Consider the following 23,811-nt stretch of genomic DNA (forward strand, 5'->3'; position numbering starts at 1 on the left):
ACTTGTCACTCGATAGCGACTCGATAATCATAACATCTCACATCATTTGAAGTCAAATGTTTTTTTTGATGTTATTTTTTCGTTTTTGGCGCCTCGTCAGCGACAAGTAATAATATATCATCATACAATTAATACGTCAACAATATATTTCATTTTTTTTTCAAACGATAAAATATCTTTTCAATCCCTTCTACTTTTGTTGCAGCTCTTGTACTTTCAATTAATTCTTTTTCAACTAAATGCCGTATAAGGAGCTCCAAGTCAACATAGTAATCCTCAACCTCAGGTAGCGACATTAAGTCTGCCACTGAAAGCAACTCTTCACTACTATTTTCTAGTAAAGAGAGAAAATGCTGACTTCCCAACACAGTTTTTGAATGAATCGCTAGTTCTGTTGCTAATATCAGAAGCTCAATCCTCTTCTCTAGCGACTCTTCACTCTTTAATAACTCTTGATACAACTTATACGTTTGTGGTTCAATCTTTTTCACTTGCTCCCACACTGTTACTTCCGGGTAAAAACCATGAGTAATCAAAGACAAACGAGCTAAGTGATGAAGGGAATGCATCATATTGCTAAACGCATCAAAATGATGCCCGTTATAGAATAATGACTTTCCCTCCTCAAACCTCCTTAACATTTTCGTAAACTGTATCGTCATTTTCTTCGTACGATCACCAGGGGGAAAAGAATCTATTCTTTCTTTCACATCTTTCAAAAATTCATTCCGATCAAAAACAATTTTTCCGTTAATTAACCAGTCAACCAACCTTCTATGGTTTCCAACTATTAAGGTTTGATACATCATCGCTTGACTAAGCGAGTGAAACGATACACGTCTTTCTCCTAACGTATAGTGTTTAACTTCCCATGAAATATTTTGATTGTGGTTAATTAGGACAATAACGACATCAAAACCGTCTGTAACCGATAAAGGCAAAAATTCTTTTTTAACTAGAAGAATGGCTAATGTCTCTTCTTCACTCGCACGGTCTTGATAAAGTTGTCGTAACAAAACATCCATTTAACTCTTCCCCTCTCTATGCAATAGATCAACGATTCCATTTACAGTCAGATCTATAAGTTCCACGTTAAAGATTAAAAACTTCTCTTATGATTCAGACATACAAATTCTACATAAAAGGGGCATATCCTGCTACACAACAAAGGAATCTTCTTTAACTGTTAACATTTCTATAAGGAAGAACCGATAAATTATATGCTATACTACTACTAGATTTAGGAGGGACTAACTATGGCATTAAAATATACAAATAAAATCAATAAAATTAGAACCTTTGCCTTGTCTCTTGTATTTGTAGGAATTCTCGTTATGTATATTGGCATTTTCTTTAGAGAATCTTACATCATTATGACACTTGCAATGTTAGTGGGGTTTCTTTTTATTATTGGTAGTACCGTTGTTTATTTTTGGATTGGAATGCTTTCATCTAAGACGATTCAAGTTGTCTGTCCAAGCTGCGGAGGAGCCACTAAAATGTTAGGGCGCGTCGACGCCTGTATGCACTGCAGTGAACCTTTAACAATGGACAAGTCACTAGAAGGCAAGGAATTTAACGAAGACTATAATCGTAAAACAAGAAAAAAATAAGTTCAAGGAGATGTCTCAGGAAGGTAACAGACATCTCCTATTTTATGTATAAAATAAAAAAGACACCCTCATCAATCAGAAGGTATCTTAATGCTCAACTTTCTCTTTGCACTTAGGACAAGTTCCGTATATCTCCATACGGTGACTATGCACCTTGAATCCTGTTACGTGCTCTGCTAAAGTTTCAACTTCATCTAACCCTGGATAGTGAAAATCTACAATCTTCCCACAATCCCCACAAATAACGTGATAATGATCCGAAGTTACTGAATCAAATCTACTCGATGCATCACCATATGTTAACTCTTTTACGATGCCAGCTTCCTTGAAGACGCGCAAGTTATTATACACAGTTGCGACACTCATATTAGGAAAACGCCCTTCTAAAGCCTTATATATTTCATCAGCTGTTGGATGGGTCATTGATTCATATAGGAATTCTAGTATCGCATGACGTTGCGGAGTCATACGGACACGGGTGCTTTTCAAAGCATCAAGTGCATCTTGCAAACGATGATCAGACATTGTCATGCACCTCACTTTCAAGTAACCATTCTTACTTTATAATTAGTATAATATACAAAGAAACATTTTGTCAATCTTGCGATAAATCAACTACTTCCCCATCGCAAGAAAAGGGGCTGCATCTTTTACATCTAACAAAAATGATGTATAACGATGCGCTTGTTTACTGCTTTTTTGCTTCCTTTTTTCAAGGTCGAGACATACAGACTTCAAAGCAGCTTGCAGTTCTTTTATATCCTTCTCTTCAACTCCAAATAAGAAGGTCGTATTCCCTTTCCTCCAAAATCCCCCTGAACTAGCCAACTCGGTCATTCTATACCCTTGCTTTTTTAATTTCAGTTCAACTTCATCAGCATATACATTGTCAATAATACAAATGAGTAGTTTCAAAGCTCTTCCTCCATTCTAAATGGTTTATACTTAAAACTATTCTGCTTTAGAGTATGGTGTTCCTACTTTACTTTTGTATTTAAAGCTGGAGAGAGCCTTTAACTACCTAAATATATAGAAAGACTTATTCTTTTTCTAACTCCTCCTTCACGTAAGAAAGAGCCTCCGCTACATGATCTTTCACTTTTACTTTTCTCCATTCCTTGACAAGGTTCCCTTGCTTATCAATAATGAATGTTGAACGTTCAATGCCCATATATTCTTTCCCAAAATTCTTCTTTAATTTCCAAACTCCATACTGCTCGGCCACTTTGTGTTCTTCGTCTGCTAGTAACATAAATGGCAGCTCATACTTTTCAATAAACTTCTCATGTCTAGCTACAGGGTCTGGGCTGACTCCCAAAATAACCGTATCAAGGTCTGAGAAATCTTCTATTTTATCTCGAAAATCACAAGCTTGAGTTGTGCAGCCAGGTGTCATATCTTTTGGGTAGAAATACAAAACAATGTTCTTCCCTCGATAATCTTCTAGCGAAACTACCTCACCATTATTAGCAGGCAAGGAAAATAGCGGCGCCTCTTGTCCAATTTGAATTGTCAATCCACTCACCCTTCCAATGATTTAATTAATAATAGCGTATCCCAAGAACTTTAAAATGACAACTATTCTTCCTTCTTAGTCACTTGCAGGACAGATGTTACGACAAAGGCTGCCGGGAGCAAAAAACCAAATAGAGCCTGTACCATAGCAATAATCCGACCAATTCCAACTGGAACAAGATCACCATAACCAACAGAAAGTAAAGTTACTGCGCTAAAATATACAATATCTTCTATAAGATGGTTCACGGATCCTTCAACATGTGAATTCCCTTCTCTTAAAACTTCAATCCCTAACATTTCTAGACCTAAATATAAATTTGAAAAAGATAAGATTACAGTTATATAAACGAGTAAAAGGAGTGTAAAATGTCTTAGCGAAACTGATTGGACCCCTCTGACAGGACGATACCTTAGCAACATCAATAAACTAACGACTGTCCCGACAGTGGCTATAATTAATGCTATCGATAATATCCAATTCACCATATCACCTCTTTCACAATAATTTTATGAAGCAGGTAGCTTGTATAGAATCAATCAACTTGCTCTGATCGCTCCTCTATGGTTGAATACAGACAGAAGGCAATGACTACATTAGGAGGACGAAGATGAATTGGACACAATCAGAACTTTTATATAAAGAAGCACAAGAACACATTGTCGGAGGGGTTAATAGTCCTTCACGCGCATACAAAGGAGTAGGTGGTGGTACACCTGTCTTTATGGAAAAAGGTCAAGGAGCATACTTTTGGGATGTTGACGGAAACCGCTACATAGATTATTTGGCCGCATACGGACCAATCATTACCGGCCACGCTCACCCACATATTACGAAGGCGATTCAACAGGCTGCTGAGAACGGTGTTTTATACGGAACACCCACAAAACTCGAGAATCAATTTGCAAAAATGTTAAAGGAAGCGATCCCCTCTCTTGAAAAAGTACGTTTCGTAAACTCTGGAACAGAAGCTGTCATGACAACAATTCGAGTTGCACGCGCTTATACAGGCCGAGATAAAATCATCAAATTCGCTGGCTGTTACCACGGACATTCAGACCTAGTACTAGTAGCAGCCGGTTCTGGCCCATCTACGCTTGGCACCCCAGATTCTGCAGGTGTGACAAAAAGTATCGCAAAAGAAGTTATTACAGTCCCTTTTAATGACATTGAGGCATACAAAGCTGCATTAGAAAAGTGGGGGGACGATGTAGCTGCCGTTTTAGTTGAACCGATTGTAGGAAATTTCGGTATTGTCGAGCCTGTTGATGGATTCCTAGAAGCAGTAAACACTCTCACCCACGAAGCGGGTGCTCTCGTCATTTACGATGAGGTGATTACAGCCTTTCGCTTTATGTATGGAGGAGCACAAAATTACCTAGGAGTCGAACCAGATATGACTGCTTTAGGAAAGATAATTGGTGGCGGACTACCAATTGGGGCTTACGGCGGTCGAGTGGATATAATGGAAAAAGTCGCTCCACTTGGACCTGCATATCAAGCCGGTACCATGGCCGGAAACCCCGCATCAATGAGTGCAGGAATCGCTTGTCTTGAAGTATTAAAGGAAGAAGGCACTTATGAAAAGTTAGATCAATTAGGTGCATTACTCGAAGAAGGAATTCATTCTCTTGCCTCTAAGCATAATCAAACCATTACCATTAATCGTTTAAAAGGGGCTCTTACTCTTTACTTCACTTCGGACAAAGTGTTGAATTATGAACAAGCAGAGAACTCAAACGGTGAGCAGTTCGGCCGCTTTTTTAAAGAAATGTTAAAGAGAGGAATTAATCTTGCTCCATCAAAATATGAAGCATGGTTTCTAACAATCGCTCATACAGAAGAAGATATTAAAGAAACATTAAAAGCAGTTGATGAATCATTTGCATCAATGAACAAATAAATAGTCTAAGATGACTATCGTTTTCGTACTATTTTTATAGTTCGTCATACGTTAGTCATCTTTTTTTGAAATGAATACAAAAAGGCTTGATTCGTACTCATATCCGTTGTATAGTACGCTTCGGTGTTCATTTTTCCGGGTATTATTGAGAGTCAATTGTAATACTATCAATATCGATGGATCTATGATTCCAAGTGAAGGATAAAGGAGTTAATGTAACATATGAAACTTGGGGCTCGAATATTTAAAACAGGGCTTGCTGTCATGCTTTCTCTATATTTGGCAATCTGGTTGGAACTTGATCCACCTATGTTTGCAGCTCTTGCAGCTGCTATTGCTGTGCAACCCTCCCTATACAGAACGTTCCAAACGATCTTGGAGCAAGTCCAAGCGAATCTGATCGGGGCCGTGTTAGCCGTTATTTTTGTTATGACATTTGGTCATGATCCCTTTGTTGTCGGTCTCGTTGTCGTATTAGCCATTTCAATTATTTTAAAAGTAAAATTAGAGCCAACTACAATCCCGTTAGCTATTGTAACGGTTATTATCATCATGGAAAGTCCAGCAAATGATTTTATCCAGTTTGCTGCAGGGCGCTTTGCCCTTGTTCTTCTTGGCGTTTTAGCGGCCTTTATCATTAACTTACTTTTCATTCCACCAAAATACGAAACAAAGCTCTATCATAAAGTTCTAAAAGCAACAGAAGATATCAATCAATGGACGATGTTACTAATTCGCCATGCAGCCGATCATCGCTCCTTAAAGAAAGATTTAAACCGTTTAGAAGAACAAATGGTCAAACTTGAGAATTTATATTTGCTATATAAAGAAGAACGCAATTATTTCATGAAAAATAAATATGGCAAAGCACGAAAAGTTGTCCTTTATCGACAAATGCTCGTCACAACAAAAAAGTCCCTATTTGTTTTAAAAAATTTAGAAAGGCGTTCTGAAGAATTAAATTTAATGACAGATGAAACACACAAAAAATTCGAAAAGCAGCTTCATTACTTAACCTCTTATCATGATCGAATTTTACTAAGGTATATTGGCAAAGCTCATTCTAGTCACTCCGAGGAATTAGTTCAGAAAATGAACAAAGGGAAAGAAGAACTCATGAGTTACTATATTAGTCTGCAAAACCATTCATGTTTTGATTACAATCAATGGTTACACCTTTTACCTGCTGTTTCACAGATGATTGAGTACCAAGAACAACTTGAGCACCTTGACCACCTAGTTGATAGCTTCTTCACATACCATCAGGAAGAGAATGAAGTGAAAATTCAAGAGCGCGATGAAGAATAACATACAAAGAGGCTCTACTTTTCTGAAAAGTAGGGCCTATCTGTATATATAACAATAACCTAATTAATTTAACTGTTGGACTTCGAATAATTTCTTGTAACTTCCTTTTCTAATCATTAATTCATCATGACTTCCAACTTCAGCAATTTCACCATTTTCAATGACAACAATACGGTCCGCATGCGTAATCGTAGAAAGTCGGTGCGCAACAATAAAGGTTGTTCTGTCTTTAGCTAGTACTTCAAGAGCTTCTTGGATATAATGTTCACTTTCTAAATCAAGCGCAGATGTCGCTTCATCAAAAATTAGGATTGGTGGGTTTTTCAAGAAAACACGTGCAATTGCCACACGTTGTTTCTGCCCTCCAGAAAGCTTCACACCTCTCTCACCAACCTCAGTGTCATATCCTTTAGGAAGGTTCATAATAAAATCATGGGCATTAGCAGCTTTAGCCGCCGCTACCACTTCTTCCTCGCTGGCATCAGGTCTTCCCATTAAAATATTCTGCTTTACCGAATCGCTAAACAAAATATTATCTTGCAGCACCATTCCAATATTGTCACGAAGACTGCGCACTTTAAATTCTTTTATATCCGTACCATCTAATAAGATTTGACCTGACGTCACATCGTAAAAACGAGGAATTAGACTAATTAATGTACTTTTCCCTCCACCACTCATTCCTACAAACGCAATGGTCTCTCCTTGTTTAACGTCTAGCTGTAAATTTTTTAATACAGGCTTTTCTTCATTATCATAATGAAAGGTTACATTTCTAAATTCAAGATGGCCGCGCGCTCGATGTAAATGCTTGGAATGCGGTTCATCTTCAATATCATATTTTTCATCAATGAACTCAAATACCCTGTCCATTGACGCAATTGATTGTGTTAGTGTTGTTGACGAATTAATAAGACGCCTTAAAGGTCCATATAGTCGTTCCATATACAATACAAACGCAGTCATTGCACCAACTTCTAGACTGCCTGTAATGACAAAATAGCCAGCCACGAATATTACAAGTAACGGGGCTACATCTGTAATGGTATTTACAACAGCAAATGTTTTCGCATTCCACTTTGTATGATCGATTGCACGGTTTAAAAAATGACTATTTCTTTTTGCGAATTGCTTTTGTTCATGATCTTCGAGGGCAAAACTTCGAATGACACTCATCCCTTGTACCCGCTCGTGCAAATGACCTTGTACTTCCGCTAATGCTTGTGAACGCACTCTAGTTAAATGCCTCAGTCTTGCATAAAAATATTTCACAGAAAACCCATATAACGGGAACATTGAAATAGCAACAAGTGTTAACCATACATTTAAATTTAACATAATGATAATAGCAATTACGATTGTAATCAGGTCTAACCAAATGTTCATTAACCCTGTAATAACAAAATTCTTCGTTTGTTCAACGTCATGAATGACACGAGAAATGATTTCACCGACTTTGCGATTAGAATAATAACGCAAACTCAACTTTTGGATATGTGTAAATAGTTGATCTCGAATGTCATATAGGACTCTGCTGCCGATCCATTGCGCAAAATACTGTCTAAAATATTCGATAGGCGGACGCAAAAAGACAAATATAAAAAACATAACTGCCATTATTTTGAACAATAATGAAACCTTTTCCTCTTGGGACATCGCTTCAGCAAATATGATGTCATCAATGACATACATCATTACTAAAGGAAGCAACAAAGGAATCCCAAATTTAAAAATCCCAATGATAATGGTTACAATAATTTCCTTCCAATACGGCTTGACGAATGCCATATAGCGCTTAATACTATTCAGCTTCGACACCCCCTTTTTCTAAGACAAAGGCCTGACTCAAATATTGAGAGCGATTTTAGCTACTCCCAAGAGTCAGACCCTTTGATTTTAACGATATTGTAAAAACCTTTCATACCAGCTTTCAACAAACTGTGGTGCAAACGGCCCTTTTCTTTGGTGAATCCATGAGATCAATTCATCTACACTTCGCTTGAGAATGTCATCTACAGCTGGCGGATAGTTCATAAGTTTCCGGTGCAGCTCATATTCATCTTCATCTAAGAGCTTAAAGGTCATATCTGGGAACACCTTAATATCGAGGTCGTAGTCAATATATTTCAACGCTTCCTCATCCCAAGTAAAAGGTGACCCAAGGTTGCAATAGTAATAAATACCATCTGAACGTATCATACCGATCGTGTTAAACCATTGTTCGGAATCAAAATAACATATAGCCGGCTCCCTTGTTCTCCAATTCCTTCCATCCGATTCCTTCACTAGAATTCGGTCATTTCCTCCAATTACAACCTTTGACGTCCCTTTAAGCACAATTGTTTCTTCCCAAATCCGATGAATCAATCCATTATGCTTATAGCTATGGATTTCTATATTACTTCCTACTTTGGGAAAATTCATAATAAACTCCCTTCCTTGCATGATTTCGGACGTCTGTAGGGTAGAGTAGTTAATACATTGCCATAAAAAATTAGCTCGTCTACTCTATTCTCTACTATTAACTCTCACTTAATCACTTCATTTGCTTACATTCACTCTCTATTATAACGTTTTGTCAGTTAATTTGAAATGCAAACCTCTTTATTCGATAAGTCTATGTATAAAAAACAAGCACCCTTTGGACGAATAGCCAAAGGGTGCTTTGTTTTTTTAAGTATTACTGTTGTTGGTTTGAAGAATTTTGCTGCTTACGAGCTGCCGATTGAGCGTTTTGCTGACGAACTTCTTGAGCGTTTGTTTCGCTAGCAAACTCAGTGTCTTGACCTTGAGCAGAAGCTTGGTTTTGACGGCGTACTTGTTGAGCATTTGTTTTAGATGCTTGTTGTTGACCTTGTTGTTGGTTGTTCATATGATATCACCTCCACGACTATTAAGATGTCCGGTGATGAGATCCTTTATGCAACTAAAATTTATTTATGTTAAAAGAGAGATTCCTCCATCAACGATTAGCGTTTGTCCGCGGATCATATTAGCTTCTTTAGACAATAAAAATAATACGGTGTTAGCTAAATCTTCCGCTTCGACAATTCGCCCAGCTGGTGTTCTTGCTGCAGCATCTGCCAAGAGCTCCTCACGATTTGGAAAATGAGTTAATGCATCAGTATCTACTGCACCACCAGAAACAGCATTAACAACAATTCCTTTTTCCGCTAGTTCTACCGCTAAATAACGAGTTAATGCTTCAACCGCTGCTTTTGATACTCCAACCGTTGTATAATTTTTCAAATAACGGATTGAACCTAAAGAACTCAAACTAACGATATGACCTCCACCTGATTTTTCCATTCTCTTGGCTGCTTCTTGTGCACAGAATAAAAGGGCCTTGCTATTAATATCCATTGTCCAGTCCCAATGACTTTCTTCTAGTTCCATAAGAGGACGGAGAACTCCAGATGCTGCATTATTTACTAAAACATCTAATCGGCCATACTCCTCGTCAATCTTTTCAAATAGTTCTTTAATTTTCTCAGGTTTTCCTACATTCGCTTTTACTACGAGAGCTTTTTGACCTAGATCTTCAATTTCTTTCGCTACGTCTAACGCTGCTTGTTTGCTTCTTGCATAATTTACAACTATATCAAAGCCGCGCTCGGCCAACTTAAGGGCAATTAACCTTCCAATTCCTCGGCTGCTTCCTGTTACTAATGCTACTTTTCGTTCCATGACCAATCCTCCATTATTTTCATCTCTATTCATTATATCGTATAGGGTGTTCACAGAACAGGAACACTAAAATCAAATCTAATAAGGAGGACGATTACATGTATGTCGGAAGAGACATGACGGAACTTTCCATGATGTCAATTGATCAATGGACAGATAAAGAGCTAGCTTATTTTCATCATGGATTACAACAGATGACCCCCTACCTTAATGCCGAAGGTGCCAGTATCCATCGAGAAATTATTCGTGAAATAGAAGCAAGAGGCGGCCTGCACCAAGAAGCAACTTGGACGCAAGGTACAAAACCTCATTATGATTGATGAGGGCTGTCCAAAAAGGTGTGATTTTGACCTTTTGGGACAGCCCCGAAGCAATGAGCGGAGTCGCTACATTTCTTTAAAGCCTTGAGAGGAGTGGGTTTCTCCTCTTAAGGCGCGTAGCGAACGGAGCCATTGCCACCCCTGCTCTTTTAGACAGCCCGAGAAATCATAGATGTCTTATATAGGAATTTAACCACTTTTGCTATAAAATTATAGTAGAAATGTTCAAAGGAGTGGTCGAAATGAAAGCGGTTGTTTATGAAACATACGGAGATCCTAATGTTTTATCTGTCTCTGACGTACCAAAGCCATCAATACAGGAGAATGAAGTTCTCATACATGTAAAGGCAAGCGGTATTAATCCAGTTGATACATATTTTAGAAAAGGAATACGCCAAGTTGAATCATTTCCTCACATCCCCCACTTTGATTTAGCAGGTGAGGTTGTGGAAGTTGGAAATAATGTAAAAAACATCCAAGTCGGTGATCGCATTTGGGCAACCAATGCTAAAGGGGCTTCTGCTGAATTCGTTGCTGTTTCTAGCGACCTTGTTTTCCCTCTTCCTAAGAAGTTGAATTATGATGAAGGAGCAGCTATTGCTATGCCATATATGACTGCTTATCTCTCTTTATTTAACAGAGGCCAACTAAAAGAGGATGAGTCAGTACTTATTTTCGGTGGAGCCGGAGCTGTTGGTCATGCCGCCATTCAACTCGCTAAACATGCAGGTGCCTACGTTATCACAACTGCTAGCAATGAAGACAAAGCAGCTATTGCAAAAGGTGCAGGAGCAGATGAAGTAGTTATATACACAGCCGAGGACCTTGTAAAACGTGTGAAAAAGCTGACAAACGAAGCAGGGGTTTCACTTATTTTAGATATGTCATTTAGTGAAAATATGGAGAAGGATTTAGACATGGTTAAAGTTGGCGGACGTATTATTACGATTGGATCACCTGTTAACAATACTCCTCCATTAATGTGGCGTCAATTAAATATGAAACATGCTTCACTTACCGGGGTTCTCCTCTTTACTGCCCCATTAGAAGAATTAATGAGTGCCGGGCACTTTATATCAAAAGGGTTAGACAGTGGGGTCTTCACTTCACACATTGGAAAAGTCTTTTCTTATGGAGAAGCAGCTAAGGCTCATGCAGCATTAGAGAGAAAAGAATATAATGGGCGTATCATCTTAGACCATACAAAGGAACAATCACAGAAGATCTGAATTTTGACCTTTTTGATCCACCGAAGCAACGGGGTCCGTTTAAAAGTTCTTTTTTTGTTAAAGTTTGTTTTTATGGAGAACATAAAAACAAACTTAGTTAATAGGAAAGGAGCTCTTTTAATGGAAAAGGAATTGTTCTACGTCAACTTAAACCCAATTAGCATGGATACGATAAGCCCTACTAAAGTCGATGATGGACAAATGATTGAATATGAGATTGAAGCTACACCTGCTGAGAAAAAAGCGTTGGAGGATTTATTACACGAAGTGCAGTCTCATGACCTTGAACTAGGTAACTTGTTTACGTTTCGCCATTTTGATGACGAGCAAGTTGACGAAGATAAGAACGAATATCAACGAGGATTAAATGATGTTTATGAAGAGCTTTATCGCTTAGGTACAGCCGAAACAAAACAAAAAATCAAAGAAATTCACATGATCAATGATGATCAGTAGTAAAGCGGGGTCTGACCCCGCTTTATTACTGTAAAGAATATTAGAGATGCAGCAATCTAAAAACCCCCCCCCAGCATAACTCGAAGAGAATATCCTTTATATTCCTTATTTTGCAGAAATCGTTTTAATCGGATTGTTTTTTTCGATATATTACTCTCGATAACGTAATACTCACCTCATAAAGTAATAGTAATGGAATAATAACTAATACATCTGATAAAAAGTCTGGCGGAGTAATAAAGACAGACACACACACAAGGGCAAAATAAGCATACTTTCGTTTACGAACTAGTGCATTAGGTGTAACGAGACCAATTTTCGTTAAAAATAAAACAACCGCTGGCAATTCAAAGAGCAAAGCAATCGGTACAGTCAACGAAAACATAAACTTAAAATAACGATCGATTGTAAACATTGTTTCAAACTGCCCATCCACCATCGACATTAGAAAGTTCATTACTAGAGGAAAGATAATATAAAACCCAAAACATAATCCTAAAATAAAGAGTAAAAGGAAAATCGGAATATAAAAAAGACCAGCAGATCTTTCTTCTTTCTTCAACCCAGGCGAGACATATTTCCATATTTGGTAGGTAATTAAAGGTATCGAAAAAGTGAGTGCAACCACTACCGAAATCATCATATATGCCCAAATTACATCTACTGGACTAAGAATTGTTAATTTATGATCGATGTCTTTTATTAAAAATTCGTAAATACCTTTAACATTTATAAAAGACAAAATAAAAAAGGCAACGAACCCTAAGCCGATAATAATAATTCTAGTGCGCAATTCCTCTAAATGATTAACGACTGACATAGATGAAGTTTGTTCCAATACTTTTCACCTCCTAAGAAATAATCTGGTATTTTTTTGCTCCCAGTATAAATGCTGATGCTTTTATACTAGGAGCCTCATTTTTTTATGCTTTCTTTTTTTCTTCATCATCTTGTAACGGTTCCTCAAGGCTATCTGTGAGTTCCTTTGTTCCCTTTTTAAACTCTAATAATGTTTTCCCAAAAGCATTACCAATCTCGGGAAGTTTCTTCGGTCCAAATACCACAAGTGCAATAACTAAAATTAATATTAATCCTGGAATACCAATTGATCCAATCCCCATCTAAACGACTCCTTTTGATTAAAATTTATTGACCTAAACTTTGACGATATGAAACTAATCATTCTATTTTAATGAGCAGCAGGAGTTCCATGAAGATACTCTAATAACTCTTGCTTTAATTCGTTATATACGGGCTGATTGATCAGTTCTCTCCGGTCACGAGGCCGTTTGACCGGAACTTTAATAATTGTATCAATCGTGGCTGAGGGACCGTTTGTCATGACGACAATGCGGTCAGATAAAAAAATGGCTTCATCGATATCATGAGTGACCATAATGACGGTATCAGTACCAATATGTTCAAATTCCCTTTCATCTGTTGTACCTGTGGACTTCATCAAATTTACAAGCTCATCTTGAAGTGTAGATCGTGTTAGAGCATCCAACGCCCCAAAAGGTTCATCAAGTAAAAGTACTTGCGGCTTCACTGCGAATGCACGGGCAATTGCCGCTCGTTGCTTCATTCCTCCTGAGATTTCATCAGGGCGCTTATGTCGATGCTTCCAAAGTCCAACTACCGTCAGAAAATGTTCAACAATCTCATCTTTCTCTGCCTTTGTACGCTTTGGGAAAACAGCGTCTACTACCTCATAGACATTTCCCCATACCGTAAGCCATGGCAATAAAGAATAGTTCTGAAAAACAACCCCACGCTCGGGTCCTGGTCCTGTTATTCGTTTCCCATCTAAAAACACCTTTCCTGTCGTTGCCTTCTCCAGACCTGAGACGATATTCAGAACCGTTGATTTTCCACAGCCAGAATGTCCAATTAATGAGACAAATTCTCCTCTGTCAATTAACAAGTCAACATTTCGAAGAACTTCAAAGTCTCCTTGTTTTGTTGGATATACCTTTCCAATATTCTGCAAATCTAAATAAGCCATATCGCATTACCCTCCATATGTGAATCGTTTTTGAATATAATGAAATCCCCTGTCTAAAACGAGGCCGACTAATCCAATCAGTATGATCGCAGCAATTACACGTTCTAAGCTAAGTGCGTTCCAACTATCCCAAACAAAAAATCCGATCCCAACGCCACCTGAAAGCATTTCAGCAGCAACGATTACTAACCAAGCAACCCCCATACTTAAACGTAACCCTGTAAGAATATGCGGTAACGTGTAAGGTAACAAGATTTTCGTTAAATATTTCCATTTCGAAAACCGAAAGACAGCAGCTACATTGCGATGGTCTTTTGGGATGGATGAAACCCCAAAGGCAGTATTTACAACGGTTGGCCAAAGTGATGTGATAAAAATTATAAAAATTGTTGCTGGACCTACGGATTGGAAAACAGCTAATCCAATAGGGAACCATGCTAATGGTGAAACAGGTCTTAACACTTCTACAATCGGTTCAAAAATCTGTTTAAAAAATGGAGTTACCCCCATTAGAATTCCCAATGGTATGGCTACAAGGGCACCTAAAATAAAACCCGTGAACACTCGTTGCAACGATGCGGCAAATTGAAGGGCAATTCCTTTATCATTCGGACCGTAATTGTAAAAAGGGTCGGATAGAATTGACCATAGTACACCAAAAGTACTGATTGGACTTGGTAACGATTGGGCTGAGAATCGGCTGGCAAGCTCCCAAAGTAGAACAAGAATCGCCACGCTCCCAGCTAAGTAGCCTAATTTCCTTAAGGCATCCTTTACGTATGTGGGAAGGGCAAAGCCCTTGCCAGTACTTACTGAACTAGCTTTCACATGGTGTTCTAATTGTTTACTCATATTAAGCACCTCCATATTGCTCTAGTGATCCAGCTGGATCTTCCGGGTCAAAAATTGCGCCATCGATTTTCAATTCAAAAGGCTTCATATCATCGTCAGGAATTGCGATGTCCATTTCGGCTGCAACTTCTTTATATAGGTCCTGCATGATTAATTTGTTTGCAATTTGCTCATAATCTGGATGATTATTTAAATAGCCAAACCTCACATACTGGCTCATAAAGAACATGGCATGGGATTTCCGTGGAAAATTCACGTTGCCTCCTTTATGGAAGAGCATATAGTCGTCTGTATAGACATATTCGCCTAAATCACCTCCAAGATTGTATTTACCGAGCAAGCGATTTTCGATTTCTTCAGGTGGGGCGTTGACATATGCTTGATGCCCAATTACTTTCGCCGCTTCTTTGCGATTATCCAAGTCATCAAGCCACTGAGAAGCTTCAAGAATGGCTTTCATGACTCCTTTCAGTTCATCTGTTCTTTCGCTAAAGCTCTTATTAAGAACAAGCGCTTTTTCAGGGTGATCTTGCCAAATGTCTTGAGAAGATATATGAGTGAAACCAATATCCTGGCGAACACCGACTCCGTTCCAGGGTTCACCGACAGAGTACCCGTCCATGTTCCCTACTTGCATATTTGAAACCATTTGCGGTGGTGGGATCGTAATAATTTGTGTTTTGGACTGCTCAATGCCGACAGCGCCCATCCAGTAGCGTAACCAGAGGTCATGGGTTCCACCAGGAAAGGTCATCGCAAATGTTAACTCACGTTCAGCCATCGCGCTTTCGATCACACTCTTAGCTGCTTGAATATCACGGAAACCAGCTTGAACAAGATCTTTCGAAAGGGTGATTCCTTGTCCATTTGCATTGAGCAGCATTGCAATCGGCAACTCGCTACCAGCCGCTCCACCAACCCCTGTATAAACAGAAAATGGCATTCCGAAAAGGCAATGAGCTGCATCTAAGTCTCCACTTAGTAACTTATCTCGTACTGAAGCCCATGAAGCTTCCTTTGTTACTTCTACATCAACACCGTATTTCTCATAAATTCCTAATTCCTTAGCCATAACAACAGACGCACAATCAGTCAGTGGGATAAATCCTATGGTTATCTTTTTTCCACTCCCTGACGTCCCGCTATTCTGTGGTATCGTACTTTCTTGAGTACTTCCACACGCTGCAAGAAACGCGCTTGGCACCATTAAAGCAGCGATACCTGCCATACTAGATTTTTTCAAGAAATCTCGTCTAGTAAATGATTTACTCATTGAATGTCCCCCTTTCGTAAAGCAATACTTCCTCTCTTGAATTTTGAAGATTCAGATAATGACATACAGTAATTCCCTCCACTTTTTTTTGCATAAAATGAAAAAGCCGCAAAGGCATAGTATTGTCATAGATACTGTCCTTCGCGGCTTCGTTGCCGAGTTACTCCACCTTCGTTGATGGAAGTCATATACAAACCAAATTGTTGTGGTTGACAGTTTTTCCTGTCATTAATTGAACACGTCACTGTGTCAATAGGCGTCTTCATTGATCGCCGTTTCTTACCCATAGGTTATAACGATCTATCTATTTCGTCAACAAAGCCTGACAGAAAATGTAACAGATTTTCAACTAAAAAGTAATTCTGTTGTTATAATCCAATTTGAAAATAAGGTATTTTAAATGCATCTTATGTAGTTAAATACCCGACTATTTGAAATTCAAAGACATACGGGGAGGTGGTTGGAAATGATAGATCGTTTTCTTTTGTTTATAGATCCTGAAGTTAAAGACTATTATAAGCCAACTGATTCTACAAACCTGGGTAGCAGATTACAAGATCTTGGTTATCGTGTTATTAAAACTACGGATGTATCAGCTGTTAGTACGTACATTCATCAGGTCGATGCCCTTATTATTTGCTCATCGATAGCAAATATTAAAACTTTTGCCACACAATCTCTTAATCATCGTTCTCTTCCCCTAATTTGGTGGTTCCACGAGGGTTCGTCCCTTAAGGATGAAATATGTGAACTAGAAATTGACATTGATGCTTTGCTATGTTCAAACATGAGTAATAAAGAAATCCATTGGTCTCTTCATTTATGCTCGAATCGTTTTCTACAGCGTATCCAATGGCAAAAAGAACGAGAATTGTTACTCTCAAAATTAGAAGAACGAAAACACCTCGAAAAAGCTAAAGCTATTCTTTGCGAATTAAAAAAGATTTCTGAGCAAGAAGCATACGACTTTATACGCAAGCAAGCGATGGACGAAAGAAAACGAATGGTCGATGTAGCAATTTCAATTATTACAGCTTATCAAATACTAGTGGCTAATAAATGAGGAGGATAACAAATATGATGAATTCTCTGCTAAAAGAAGTAGGTCGTGGTAAAAGAGGCTCTAGGGATTTAACGTATGATGAAAGTGTTCAGGCAGCGGAGTTGATTTTAAACGGAGCGGCTACACCTGCTCAAATTGGTGCTTTCCTCATTGCAGAACGAATTAAAATGTCATCGCCAGAAGAAATAAAGGCCTTTATTGACGTATGTCGATCAAAAAGCAAGATCCACCCCATTCCTGGAGGATTAGATTGTGCTGGACCGTATGATGGAAGAAAGAAATCTTTTTATTCCACTTTACCTACAGCATTTGTCCTATGTGCGAGTGGGGTACCCGTAACATTGCACAGCAGTCCATCCCTTCCGCCAAAAAATGGCTTAACTTTATATGATTTATTGAAAGGATTAGAGGTTGCTTCTGAACAATTGGACATAACATCTTTACTTAAAGCCGCAGAACAAACTGGATTTTTGTTTATCCCTACAGAAAAATGGTGTCACCCCTTAGCTCAATTACGACCAATCCGAACAGAGCTTGGAATGAGGACGTTGTTAAATACGGTTGAAAAATTACTCCGACTATCGGACGCACCTTTTATGACACTAGGTATCTATCATGGAACCATCATTGACAAAGTAGTTGAAGTTCTGCGCCGAACAAGTGTCGAAAAGGGGCTTGTTATTCAAGGTTTAGAAGGCTCAGATGATATATCAGTTGAACGTATTACGCGGGTGCATTGGGTTACAAAAGAAGAAACAACACAATTGATCATCGATCCTGAAGTGATGGAATTACAAGTTCATTATCCTGACATTCAGTGGTCACTAAAACACCAATGCGACATAATTTTATCTGTCTTACAAGGAAAAGCCGATCTTCCCTATATTAATACGGTTCTCTTGAATGCAGGCGTACGTATTTGGCTTTGTGGAAATGCCCGGTCAATTGAAGAAGGAATCTACCAAGCAAAGTATATAATTGACAACGGTTATGCTTTACAAAAATTTTCATTATGGAAAAACTTGGTGCAAAACAACACTTCTAAAAAAGTTATTATTTCATTACAATAAGAGCTCTAACTACCAACAATAACACCTTACCATCATCCTAGATAAATAATATATATGTAAAGGTGCATGACCCCAACTTAACTGCATACAGAGAGAAAATCTTATATAATTAGACTCCATTTTTTTACTGTAGATAGTTTCAGAGGGGTCTGCCTCCTTAGAAATTCGACTTAGACTGTCCTCCATCTACATTTATGGTTGCACCTACAACCCAGCTTGCTTTTTCAGAGGCTAAAAATGTTACAACATTAGCTACTTCATCTGCTGTACCAAATCGTCCTGCAGGAATTTCATCTTGAACAAATTTGTTTATTTTTTCTGGATTTTCATCTAATCTTCTTTGCCAGTTTCCCGACGGGTGTAAGATTGAACCAGGTGCCACTCCATTAACGCGGACCCCATCCTTTATAGCTTCATCAGCTAATGCTTTTGTGAAGCTTATCATTGCGGCCTTTGCGCTGTTGTATGTTACTTTACCACCTGCTTCTCTCCCAAAGATAGAAGATATATTAATAATGCTTCCAGCTTGTTTTTCTTTTAAATAAGGCAGAACAAGCTTACTAAAATGCACAGCAGAGAAATAGTTTAATTCAAACGCTTCATGAAATAATTCAAGTTTCGTTTCAGCTGTAGTTGAACCATTGCTTCCTCCTACATTATTAATAAGGATATCAATTGTTCCATAGGTGTCTAATACTTTTTCAATAACTTGTTCTCTTTCAATTTCTATTGTCATATCCGCCTGAATTGTTATAATGTTTTCTTTTAACTTTGCTTGTACATCATTCAGTGCTTCTTTCCCCCTTGCTACAATCGCCACTTTTGCTCCTTCTTTATGAAAAGCGGAAGCAATTGCATAACCGATACCTTTCGAACCTCCCGTAACAAGAACTACTTTATTTGTTAACTGCAAATCCATTAGGATCCCTCCATTTACAATAACGATTTCTGAATTATTTTCTGATGCGAAACGGGAAACGCATACTTTTCAATTTCTTTTATTGAAATCCACCTTCTTGTAGCTTGTCCTCCATCGGGTTGACCACTTACTTGACCTTCATAAACAGTTATATTCCATATCAGATGGGAAAAAACATGTTCAACCTTTTGGATTTGTTCACCCAATTCAACTTGTATATCATAAACTTTCATAAATTGCTCTTCCACAGACAATTGATCTGCGACTTCAAAATTAGGAAATTGCCAAAGCCTAGCTAATAAGCCTGTTTCCGGTCGTTTTTCAATCATTACTTCTCCACGCTCATTACGAAGAACTACTGCTGCCATTTGCTTCGACGTTTGTTTTTTCTTTTTGGACTTTATCGGGAGTTCCTCTTGTTTTCCTTGATCATATGCCCGGCAGTGCTCCCTCACTGGGCAAAGTAAACAACCTGGAGAAGTAGGAGTACAAATAAGCGCACCTAACTCCATTAAACCTTGATTAAATGAAGATGGATCTTCCTTGGAAACAAGATCATATAAAATTTTTTCAAATAGTTTTCTCGTCGATGCCTTCGCAATATCTTCATCAACCAGTAATACTCTAGAAAGGACTCGCATTACGTTTCCATCTACAGCAGGCTCTGGCTTACCGTAAGCAATACTTAATACAGCTCCAGCGGTGTAAGGTCCAACTCCTTTTAAAGAAGAAATTTCCTCTCTTGTATTCGGCACCTCACCCTCATACCGCTCAACCACTTCACGAACAGCCGTCTGTAAATTACGAACACGAGAGTAATACCCAAGACCTTCCCATGCTTTTAATATTCGATCTTCCTCGGCTTCAGCCAATGCTTCAAGGGTAGGAAACTCTCTCATAAAAGCATTGTAATATGGGATAACTGTCTCTACTCTTGTTTGCTGCAACATGATTTCTGACACCCAAACTCGATAAGGGTCTTTCGATATTCTCCATGGTAGTTCGCGTTGGTTCTCTTGAAACCAACTAACTAACTGATGCTGAAATCCTGTGATGTTAAAATTTCTCAATTGCTTTTGTTCCAATGTAAAATCACTATTCCTTCCTTTGAAAAGCCCAGCAGTGTATTTTATCTGCTCCGCCTTCAATTAATGGGACCATCTTGCTGAAGATCGGATGTTCTTTTGAGCGACGTAGCTTTTTTAAAATTTGGTAATGCGAAGTCGTTGGAACTTCATACATCTCTACATAAAGATGTGGCTGATCGTCGGCGATATACCACTGAATATTTGTTGCTTCAAAATCGGGAAGTACATCCATAATCTCTTTCATTGTTTGCTCATATTCACTAATGCAATTTTTATTCACTTTATATTCCATAAAAATCTGTAAAGGTTTCGTCATTTCTTCCAATCTCCCCTTTTTAAACAGTGTCATTTCGGGTATAAATAAACTATACCATGTTTTAGATCGATAAGGAGGTATCTCACACGATGGATACAGGTACTCATGTAGTAATGGGCGTTGCTCTCGGTGGATTAGCAACTTTAAGCCCCACAATTGCAAACGACCCATTGCTTCCCACGTCGGTCATGATAGCTACAATCATCGGCTCTCAAGCACCTGATTTCGACACCGTATTAAAATTACGAAATAATGCTGTATACATACGGAACCATCGTGGAATTACACATTCCCTTCCTGCCATCTTTATATGGCCTCTTCTGATTACAAGTGGTATTTTAATTATCACACCAGAAACTAACTGGTCTATCGTCTTGCTTTGGTCTTTTATTGCGGTTTTTCTTCATGTTTTTGTCGACATATTTAATGCATACGGGACGCAAGCACTTAGACCATTCTCAAACAAATGGATTGCTTTAGGCATAATTAACATCTTTGATCCATTTATCTTCTTTAGCCACCTTGTTGCATTTGGTATATGGGGACTTGGGTTAGCGCCACCAGGCCCGACCATCTTGCTCTTATATTTTGTGTTAATTGGGTATTATATTTGGCGAATTTGGGAGAAGCAACGCGTAGTTAATCACGCAAAGAAATTGCATCCAGATGCTAGTCATGTTTTTGTCTCTCCTACAATTAGGTGGAATCAGTGGCATGTTGTCATTCGAACTCCTGAGATCATGTTTGTAACAGAGTCTAGAAATCATCACATTGAATATTTTGAGCAATATTCATTTGATCCAATTCCAGATATTCCAGTTATCAATGCAGCTAGAAAAGATCCAAATTTATCTGCTTTCTTATCCTTTTCTCCTTCATATCGATGGGAAGTTGAAGATAAGGAAAACGATATTACAGAAGTACGCTTTGTTGATTTACGTTATCGAAGTAAAGGACATTATCCATTTGTAGCAATAGTCCAGCTTGATGAAGACTTAAATATTTTAAGCTCCTACACCGGTTGGGTATTTAGTGAGGAAACACTTCAAAAGAAATTAAATATTGCTACGGAATAAAAAAAGAGGCGTTGTCCCATACAGGTCAAAAATAGACCTTTCGGGATAACCCTCTTTAATGCTTCCTCTCGTCGTCTTTATTCAAATGAGAAAATTTTTCTTTGCTTGGGTTGTATTTATGTAAAAAAGGTCCATATTGGCTGATCCATTTAGTGACTATCTTTTCTGTTTGATCCTGCCCTTGGTAAGACCATCCACCTTTAGCACGAGTTGTTTCAAAATCTTCCCACAAACTTTCGACCCACGTTCTTGCTTGTGATACTGTAATATTTGAATTTACAGCTAATAGCTGTTCGGTTAATCGTTGAAATCTGTCCTCCACACCATTTCCTCCTTTGACAAAGTTTACGTCTCATAACTTATTTGTGTGTGTTAATAATACTACTGAACACGTTGGAAAGGGGGGTCCACCAATGCGAAACAAAGCAAAAGGCTTTCCAAACCATATTAAGTTCGAGGGGAATTCACCAAAAGACATTAGAAACAAAAATGAATCCAAACGTGCAGATTTAAGCATTAATACGAGACCTAGAGATCGCATGAGAACTACTGATGGTGATACGAACAATTAATTAAATTTGTGATTAAATAATGAGTTTAATTACAACCAACGTTTCTGGAGGTGCCAACCTATGGGTAAGAGGAGTATGAATTTCCAAGCTGGACACGAATATAAAAGTCCATTTGACTCACCTCGTGCAAGTCCAAAGCACGCTTCTAAACAAATAGGCGGGGAAACTCAAATGAGTCAAACCGATATTAAAGTTCGATTACACAGAAAAGCAGAAACAAGATAATTCACAGTTAGAAGGGGAAGAAATTACTCTTCTCCTTCTTTTTTAACAAGTAATGAAATAGGAACAGCCTCTAGATTTGTTTGATTATCCCTGTAACCCCACGCAAAATAGCCATTCATATAAGAAATTTGAAACGAGGATCCCCCTTCAATTTCATAAGTCTTTCCCGGTTCAAAATCTTCCGGATTTAATAAATAAGCTTTCGCTAAAAGTACACGGCGCTCATATACAGCAAATTCACTTGACATTCCTAATTGTTCTGCTTTTTTTGCCTTTTCATTTAATCGTGCGATTTCAGTTCGTAGTTCATATTCTGTCATTTGGCTAAATCTTTTTTGTTGTTGTTCCATATTTACTATGTCCCTCCCGTTTCTCCTTTATTATAGTTGAATCTAACCCGACAAGAGAATTAATTCTCTCCTTCACTTATATATTGTTCAATTACATCCATTGGAAATCCTTTGCGAAACAGTTGCTGTTTCAACCGTTGCTCATATTCCCACCCAGTAAATTTCCCTTCAAGCTTTCTTTTCATCTTATTACCCTGAAAACAAATCGCTTCCCACTCTTCAGTAAACTCCTCAGGAAAATCAACTAACTGAAGTGCTTCTACAATAACCCTCTGTGAATAACCTTTTGTAACCAGCTGATTGGAAAGTTTTTCCTTAAAAGCTTTGCTACTTACTTTGCCGCTTTTCTTTGATTGCTGTTTTTCTAACCAAGTTACGATCTTTTCCTTTTGTACTTCTTCAGAAAAAGATGCCATTGCTGCTTCAATGACTGCATCGTCCACACCTTTTTGCAAGAGCTCTTGCTTAAGTTTTAAAGGACCTTTCATTAATGTTAGTTGCTTTGACCTAATATAAGCCTTCGCAAATTCCTCATCATTCAAGAATCCCTGTTGAAGTAATTCATTTATCACTTCATTAATATGCTTTTGCTCTTTTTCTTTTTTCTCTAAATACTGTTTCATCTCATGAACAGATCGCATACGGTAAGAGAGGAAATTTATAGCTAGGTTATACGTTTTTTTCTTTTCATCTTCATCAATTAATTGTATTAACGTACTCTCATCGATTTCAAGACCTTTCGTTAAACGGTGCTTGATTAATAGATCCTCATCAACACTAAGAGCATATTCTACAGACTGACCTTTCGTTAAAAATACGTTATATCGACTTTTATTTCGTTTCTGAATTTCAATTTTGGCTATAACTGCCAATATTCTTCACCCCCAACTAGACTGCTAAAACTTTTGCCAAACATTCCCGATTACACGTAAACTAAACATAATATCAACGAAATAAATTCATTTATTAC

General features: G+C 38.1%; 31 protein-coding genes. 11 read left to right on the plus strand and 20 right to left on the minus strand.

All coding sequences use genetic code 11. The features are described 5' to 3' along the window. Positions 1-149: 149 nt before the first annotated feature. Complete coding sequence (locus tag MF646_RS19450; RefSeq protein WP_250098163.1) at positions 150-1,025, minus strand: nucleotidyltransferase-like protein; 876 nt, start codon at positions 1,023-1,025, stop codon at positions 150-152. Between the two features lie 231 nt (positions 1,026-1,256). Here MF646_RS19450 and MF646_RS19455 point away from each other — a divergent pair, with 231 nt between their 5' ends. Then, positions 1,257-1,613, plus strand: coding sequence for a YgzB family protein (locus MF646_RS19455; protein WP_250098164.1), 357 nt, complete (start codon positions 1,257-1,259; stop codon positions 1,611-1,613). Between the two features lie 87 nt (positions 1,614-1,700). Here MF646_RS19455 and perR read toward each other — a convergent pair whose 3' ends face one another. The 4 genes from perR to MF646_RS19475 all read right to left on the minus strand — a co-directional run bounded on the left by perR (position 1,701) and on the right by MF646_RS19475 (position 3,617). Continuing rightward, positions 1,701-2,138 (minus strand): peroxide-responsive transcriptional repressor PerR, encoded by a 438-nt coding sequence (gene perR / locus MF646_RS19460; RefSeq protein ID WP_250098165.1) that lies wholly within the window; start codon positions 2,136-2,138, stop codon positions 1,701-1,703. A 90-nt stretch (positions 2,139-2,228) separates the two neighbouring features. Further along, on the minus strand, positions 2,229-2,528 hold the full coding sequence (locus MF646_RS19465; RefSeq protein ID WP_250098166.1) for a cyclic-di-AMP receptor: 300 nt from the start codon (positions 2,526-2,528) through the stop codon (positions 2,229-2,231). A 124-nt stretch (positions 2,529-2,652) separates the two neighbouring features. Continuing rightward, positions 2,653-3,129 carry a thioredoxin-dependent thiol peroxidase gene (gene bcp, locus MF646_RS19470; protein WP_250098167.1) on the minus strand — a complete coding sequence of 159 codons (477 nt, stop codon included), beginning with the start codon at positions 3,127-3,129 and terminating at the stop codon, positions 2,653-2,655. A gap of 62 nt (positions 3,130-3,191) precedes the next feature. Continuing rightward, positions 3,192-3,617, minus strand: coding sequence for a potassium channel family protein (locus tag MF646_RS19475; protein ID WP_250098168.1), 426 nt, complete (start codon positions 3,615-3,617; stop codon positions 3,192-3,194). A 122-nt stretch (positions 3,618-3,739) separates the two neighbouring features. Here MF646_RS19475 and MF646_RS19480 point away from each other — a divergent pair, with 122 nt between their 5' ends. Next, complete coding sequence (locus tag MF646_RS19480; protein ID WP_250098169.1) at positions 3,740-5,032, plus strand: glutamate-1-semialdehyde 2,1-aminomutase; 1,293 nt, start codon at positions 3,740-3,742, stop codon at positions 5,030-5,032. Between the two features lie 222 nt (positions 5,033-5,254). Continuing rightward, on the plus strand, positions 5,255-6,340 hold the full coding sequence (locus tag MF646_RS19485) for an FUSC family protein (RefSeq protein ID WP_250098170.1): 1,086 nt from the start codon (positions 5,255-5,257) through the stop codon (positions 6,338-6,340). Positions 6,341-6,403: 63 nt separating this feature from the next. On the opposite strand, the gene MF646_RS19490 is transcribed toward MF646_RS19485, so the two are convergent. The 4 genes from MF646_RS19490 to fabL form a co-directional block, all read right to left on the minus strand. Beyond that, positions 6,404-8,149: an ABC transporter ATP-binding protein gene (locus tag MF646_RS19490; protein ID WP_275980384.1), complete on the minus strand. Its 1,746-nt coding sequence runs from the start codon at positions 8,147-8,149 to the stop codon at positions 6,404-6,406. Positions 8,150-8,236: 87 nt separating this feature from the next. Then, positions 8,237-8,764, minus strand: coding sequence for a nucleoside tri-diphosphate phosphatase (gene ntdP, locus MF646_RS19495; protein ID WP_250098171.1), 528 nt, complete (start codon positions 8,762-8,764; stop codon positions 8,237-8,239). A 256-nt stretch (positions 8,765-9,020) separates the two neighbouring features. Next, complete coding sequence (locus MF646_RS19500) at positions 9,021-9,212, minus strand: gamma-type small acid-soluble spore protein (RefSeq protein ID WP_250098172.1); 192 nt, start codon at positions 9,210-9,212, stop codon at positions 9,021-9,023. Positions 9,213-9,277: 65 nt separating this feature from the next. Next, positions 9,278-10,027 (minus strand): enoyl-[acyl-carrier-protein] reductase FabL, encoded by a 750-nt coding sequence (gene fabL / locus MF646_RS19505; protein WP_250098173.1) that lies wholly within the window; start codon positions 10,025-10,027, stop codon positions 9,278-9,280. 98 nt (positions 10,028-10,125) lie between these two features. Here fabL and MF646_RS19510 point away from each other — a divergent pair, with 98 nt between their 5' ends. The 3 genes from MF646_RS19510 (at position 10,126) to MF646_RS19520 (ending at position 12,032) form a co-directional block, all read left to right on the plus strand. Further along, positions 10,126-10,347, plus strand: a complete 222-nt coding sequence (locus tag MF646_RS19510; RefSeq protein ID WP_034626141.1) for a hypothetical protein — start codon at positions 10,126-10,128, stop codon at positions 10,345-10,347. Between the two features lie 242 nt (positions 10,348-10,589). Further along, positions 10,590-11,576, plus strand: a complete 987-nt coding sequence (locus MF646_RS19515; protein ID WP_250098174.1) for an NADPH:quinone reductase — start codon at positions 10,590-10,592, stop codon at positions 11,574-11,576. Between the two features lie 120 nt (positions 11,577-11,696). Further along, positions 11,697-12,032 carry a hypothetical protein gene (locus tag MF646_RS19520; RefSeq protein WP_250098175.1) on the plus strand — a complete coding sequence of 112 codons (336 nt, stop codon included), beginning with the start codon at positions 11,697-11,699 and terminating at the stop codon, positions 12,030-12,032. A gap of 124 nt (positions 12,033-12,156) precedes the next feature. On the opposite strand, the gene tatC is transcribed toward MF646_RS19520, so the two are convergent. The 5 genes from tatC to MF646_RS19545 form a co-directional block, all read right to left on the minus strand. Next, positions 12,157-12,870 carry a twin-arginine translocase subunit TatC gene (gene tatC / locus MF646_RS19525; RefSeq protein ID WP_250098176.1) on the minus strand — a complete coding sequence of 238 codons (714 nt, stop codon included), beginning with the start codon at positions 12,868-12,870 and terminating at the stop codon, positions 12,157-12,159. Between the two features lie 85 nt (positions 12,871-12,955). Next, positions 12,956-13,153: a twin-arginine translocase TatA/TatE family subunit gene (locus tag MF646_RS19530; RefSeq protein ID WP_250098177.1), complete on the minus strand. Its 198-nt coding sequence runs from the start codon at positions 13,151-13,153 to the stop codon at positions 12,956-12,958. Between the two features lie 68 nt (positions 13,154-13,221). Further along, positions 13,222-14,037: an ABC transporter ATP-binding protein gene (locus tag MF646_RS19535; protein WP_250098178.1), complete on the minus strand. Its 816-nt coding sequence runs from the start codon at positions 14,035-14,037 to the stop codon at positions 13,222-13,224. A 6-nt stretch (positions 14,038-14,043) separates the two neighbouring features. Beyond that, positions 14,044-14,889, minus strand: a complete 846-nt coding sequence (gene ntrB / locus MF646_RS19540; RefSeq protein WP_250098179.1) for a nitrate ABC transporter permease — start codon at positions 14,887-14,889, stop codon at positions 14,044-14,046. Position 14,890: 1 nt separating this feature from the next. Next, positions 14,891-16,162, minus strand: coding sequence for a CmpA/NrtA family ABC transporter substrate-binding protein (locus MF646_RS19545; RefSeq protein WP_250098180.1), 1,272 nt, complete (start codon positions 16,160-16,162; stop codon positions 14,891-14,893). Between the two features lie 466 nt (positions 16,163-16,628). Here MF646_RS19545 and MF646_RS19550 point away from each other — a divergent pair, with 466 nt between their 5' ends. Beyond that, positions 16,629-17,225 (plus strand): ANTAR domain-containing response regulator, encoded by a 597-nt coding sequence (locus MF646_RS19550; RefSeq protein WP_250098181.1) that lies wholly within the window; start codon positions 16,629-16,631, stop codon positions 17,223-17,225. Positions 17,226-17,239: 14 nt separating this feature from the next. Continuing rightward, a complete protein-coding gene (locus MF646_RS19555; protein ID WP_250098182.1) occupies positions 17,240-18,295 on the plus strand; it encodes an anthranilate phosphoribosyltransferase in 1,056 nt (351 codons plus the stop codon). Between the two features lie 157 nt (positions 18,296-18,452). Here the strand turns inward: MF646_RS19555 and MF646_RS19560 are convergent, their stop codons facing one another. The 3 genes from MF646_RS19560 to MF646_RS19570 are packed head-to-tail and all read right to left on the minus strand — an operon-like array spanning position 18,453 to position 20,618. Beyond that, complete coding sequence (locus tag MF646_RS19560; RefSeq protein ID WP_250098183.1) at positions 18,453-19,214, minus strand: SDR family NAD(P)-dependent oxidoreductase; 762 nt, start codon at positions 19,212-19,214, stop codon at positions 18,453-18,455. Between the two features lie 14 nt (positions 19,215-19,228). Beyond that, entirely contained in the window at positions 19,229-20,299 is a 1,071-nt protein-coding gene (gene mutY / locus MF646_RS19565; RefSeq protein WP_250098184.1) for an A/G-specific adenine glycosylase, read from the minus strand. A gap of 10 nt (positions 20,300-20,309) precedes the next feature. Further along, on the minus strand, positions 20,310-20,618 hold the full coding sequence (locus tag MF646_RS19570; protein WP_250098185.1) for a hypothetical protein: 309 nt from the start codon (positions 20,616-20,618) through the stop codon (positions 20,310-20,312). Positions 20,619-20,707: 89 nt separating this feature from the next. On the opposite strand from MF646_RS19570, the gene MF646_RS19575 reads away from it, so the two are divergent. Then, positions 20,708-21,694 carry a metal-dependent hydrolase gene (locus MF646_RS19575; RefSeq protein WP_250098186.1) on the plus strand — a complete coding sequence of 329 codons (987 nt, stop codon included), beginning with the start codon at positions 20,708-20,710 and terminating at the stop codon, positions 21,692-21,694. 55 nt (positions 21,695-21,749) lie between these two features. Here the strand turns inward: MF646_RS19575 and MF646_RS19580 are convergent, their stop codons facing one another. After that, positions 21,750-22,016: a YfhJ family protein gene (locus MF646_RS19580; RefSeq protein ID WP_250098187.1), complete on the minus strand. Its 267-nt coding sequence runs from the start codon at positions 22,014-22,016 to the stop codon at positions 21,750-21,752. A gap of 91 nt (positions 22,017-22,107) precedes the next feature. Here MF646_RS19580 and sspK point away from each other — a divergent pair, with 91 nt between their 5' ends. Together sspK and MF646_RS19590 are read left to right on the plus strand one after the other, a co-directional pair. Continuing rightward, positions 22,108-22,266: a small, acid-soluble spore protein K gene (gene sspK, locus MF646_RS19585; protein WP_250098188.1), complete on the plus strand. Its 159-nt coding sequence runs from the start codon at positions 22,108-22,110 to the stop codon at positions 22,264-22,266. 60 nt (positions 22,267-22,326) lie between these two features. Next, positions 22,327-22,491 carry a YpzG family protein gene (locus tag MF646_RS19590; protein WP_250098189.1) on the plus strand — a complete coding sequence of 55 codons (165 nt, stop codon included), beginning with the start codon at positions 22,327-22,329 and terminating at the stop codon, positions 22,489-22,491. A gap of 23 nt (positions 22,492-22,514) precedes the next feature. Here MF646_RS19590 and MF646_RS19595 read toward each other — a convergent pair whose 3' ends face one another. Both MF646_RS19595 and recX read right to left on the minus strand, forming a co-directional pair. Next, positions 22,515-22,841 carry a YfhH family protein gene (locus tag MF646_RS19595; protein ID WP_250098190.1) on the minus strand — a complete coding sequence of 109 codons (327 nt, stop codon included), beginning with the start codon at positions 22,839-22,841 and terminating at the stop codon, positions 22,515-22,517. A 59-nt stretch (positions 22,842-22,900) separates the two neighbouring features. Further along, on the minus strand, positions 22,901-23,713 hold the full coding sequence (gene recX, locus MF646_RS19600; RefSeq protein ID WP_250098191.1) for a recombination regulator RecX: 813 nt from the start codon (positions 23,711-23,713) through the stop codon (positions 22,901-22,903). Positions 23,714-23,811: the final 98 nt, after the last annotated feature.

It is taken from the genome of Halalkalibacter alkaliphilus, assembly GCF_023555415.1.
Classification (GTDB): Bacteria; Bacillota; Bacilli; order Bacillales; family Bacillaceae_D; genus Halalkalibacter; species Halalkalibacter alkaliphilus.

Excerpts from the sequence above, each read along its gene's own strand:
- MF646_RS19450 (WP_250098163.1), bottom strand. The coding sequence starts at position 1,025 with ATGGATGTTTTGTTACGACAACTTTATCAAGACCGTGCGAGTGAAGAA.
- MF646_RS19455 (WP_250098164.1), top strand. The coding sequence starts at position 1,257 with ATGGCATTAAAATATACAAATAAAATCAATAAAATTAGAACCTTTGCC.
- perR (WP_250098165.1), bottom strand. The coding sequence starts at position 2,138 with ATGTCTGATCATCGTTTGCAAGATGCACTTGATGCTTTGAAAAGCACC.
- MF646_RS19475 (WP_250098168.1), bottom strand. The coding sequence starts at position 3,617 with ATGGTGAATTGGATATTATCGATAGCATTAATTATAGCCACTGTCGGG.
- MF646_RS19480 (WP_250098169.1), top strand. The coding sequence starts at position 3,740 with ATGAATTGGACACAATCAGAACTTTTATATAAAGAAGCACAAGAACAC.
- MF646_RS19485 (WP_250098170.1), top strand. The coding sequence starts at position 5,255 with ATGAAACTTGGGGCTCGAATATTTAAAACAGGGCTTGCTGTCATGCTT.
- ntdP (WP_250098171.1), bottom strand. The coding sequence starts at position 8,764 with ATGAATTTTCCCAAAGTAGGAAGTAATATAGAAATCCATAGCTATAAG.
- MF646_RS19500 (WP_250098172.1), bottom strand. The coding sequence starts at position 9,212 with ATGAACAACCAACAACAAGGTCAACAACAAGCATCTAAAACAAATGCT.
- fabL (WP_250098173.1), bottom strand. The coding sequence starts at position 10,027 with ATGGAACGAAAAGTAGCATTAGTAACAGGAAGCAGCCGAGGAATTGGA.
- MF646_RS19510 (WP_034626141.1), top strand. The coding sequence starts at position 10,126 with ATGTATGTCGGAAGAGACATGACGGAACTTTCCATGATGTCAATTGAT.
- MF646_RS19515 (WP_250098174.1), top strand. The coding sequence starts at position 10,590 with ATGAAAGCGGTTGTTTATGAAACATACGGAGATCCTAATGTTTTATCT.
- MF646_RS19520 (WP_250098175.1), top strand. The coding sequence starts at position 11,697 with ATGGAAAAGGAATTGTTCTACGTCAACTTAAACCCAATTAGCATGGAT.
- MF646_RS19530 (WP_250098177.1), bottom strand. The coding sequence starts at position 13,153 with ATGGGGATTGGATCAATTGGTATTCCAGGATTAATATTAATTTTAGTT.
- MF646_RS19535 (WP_250098178.1), bottom strand. The coding sequence starts at position 14,037 with ATGGCTTATTTAGATTTGCAGAATATTGGAAAGGTATATCCAACAAAA.
- ntrB (WP_250098179.1), bottom strand. The coding sequence starts at position 14,889 with ATGAGTAAACAATTAGAACACCATGTGAAAGCTAGTTCAGTAAGTACT.
- MF646_RS19545 (WP_250098180.1), bottom strand. The coding sequence starts at position 16,162 with ATGAGTAAATCATTTACTAGACGAGATTTCTTGAAAAAATCTAGTATG.
- MF646_RS19550 (WP_250098181.1), top strand. The coding sequence starts at position 16,629 with ATGATAGATCGTTTTCTTTTGTTTATAGATCCTGAAGTTAAAGACTAT.
- MF646_RS19555 (WP_250098182.1), top strand. The coding sequence starts at position 17,240 with ATGATGAATTCTCTGCTAAAAGAAGTAGGTCGTGGTAAAAGAGGCTCT.
- MF646_RS19560 (WP_250098183.1), bottom strand. The coding sequence starts at position 19,214 with ATGGATTTGCAGTTAACAAATAAAGTAGTTCTTGTTACGGGAGGTTCG.
- MF646_RS19570 (WP_250098185.1), bottom strand. The coding sequence starts at position 20,618 with ATGACGAAACCTTTACAGATTTTTATGGAATATAAAGTGAATAAAAAT.
- MF646_RS19575 (WP_250098186.1), top strand. The coding sequence starts at position 20,708 with ATGGATACAGGTACTCATGTAGTAATGGGCGTTGCTCTCGGTGGATTA.
- sspK (WP_250098188.1), top strand. The coding sequence starts at position 22,108 with ATGCGAAACAAAGCAAAAGGCTTTCCAAACCATATTAAGTTCGAGGGG.
- MF646_RS19590 (WP_250098189.1), top strand. The coding sequence starts at position 22,327 with ATGGGTAAGAGGAGTATGAATTTCCAAGCTGGACACGAATATAAAAGT.
- MF646_RS19595 (WP_250098190.1), bottom strand. The coding sequence starts at position 22,841 with ATGGAACAACAACAAAAAAGATTTAGCCAAATGACAGAATATGAACTA.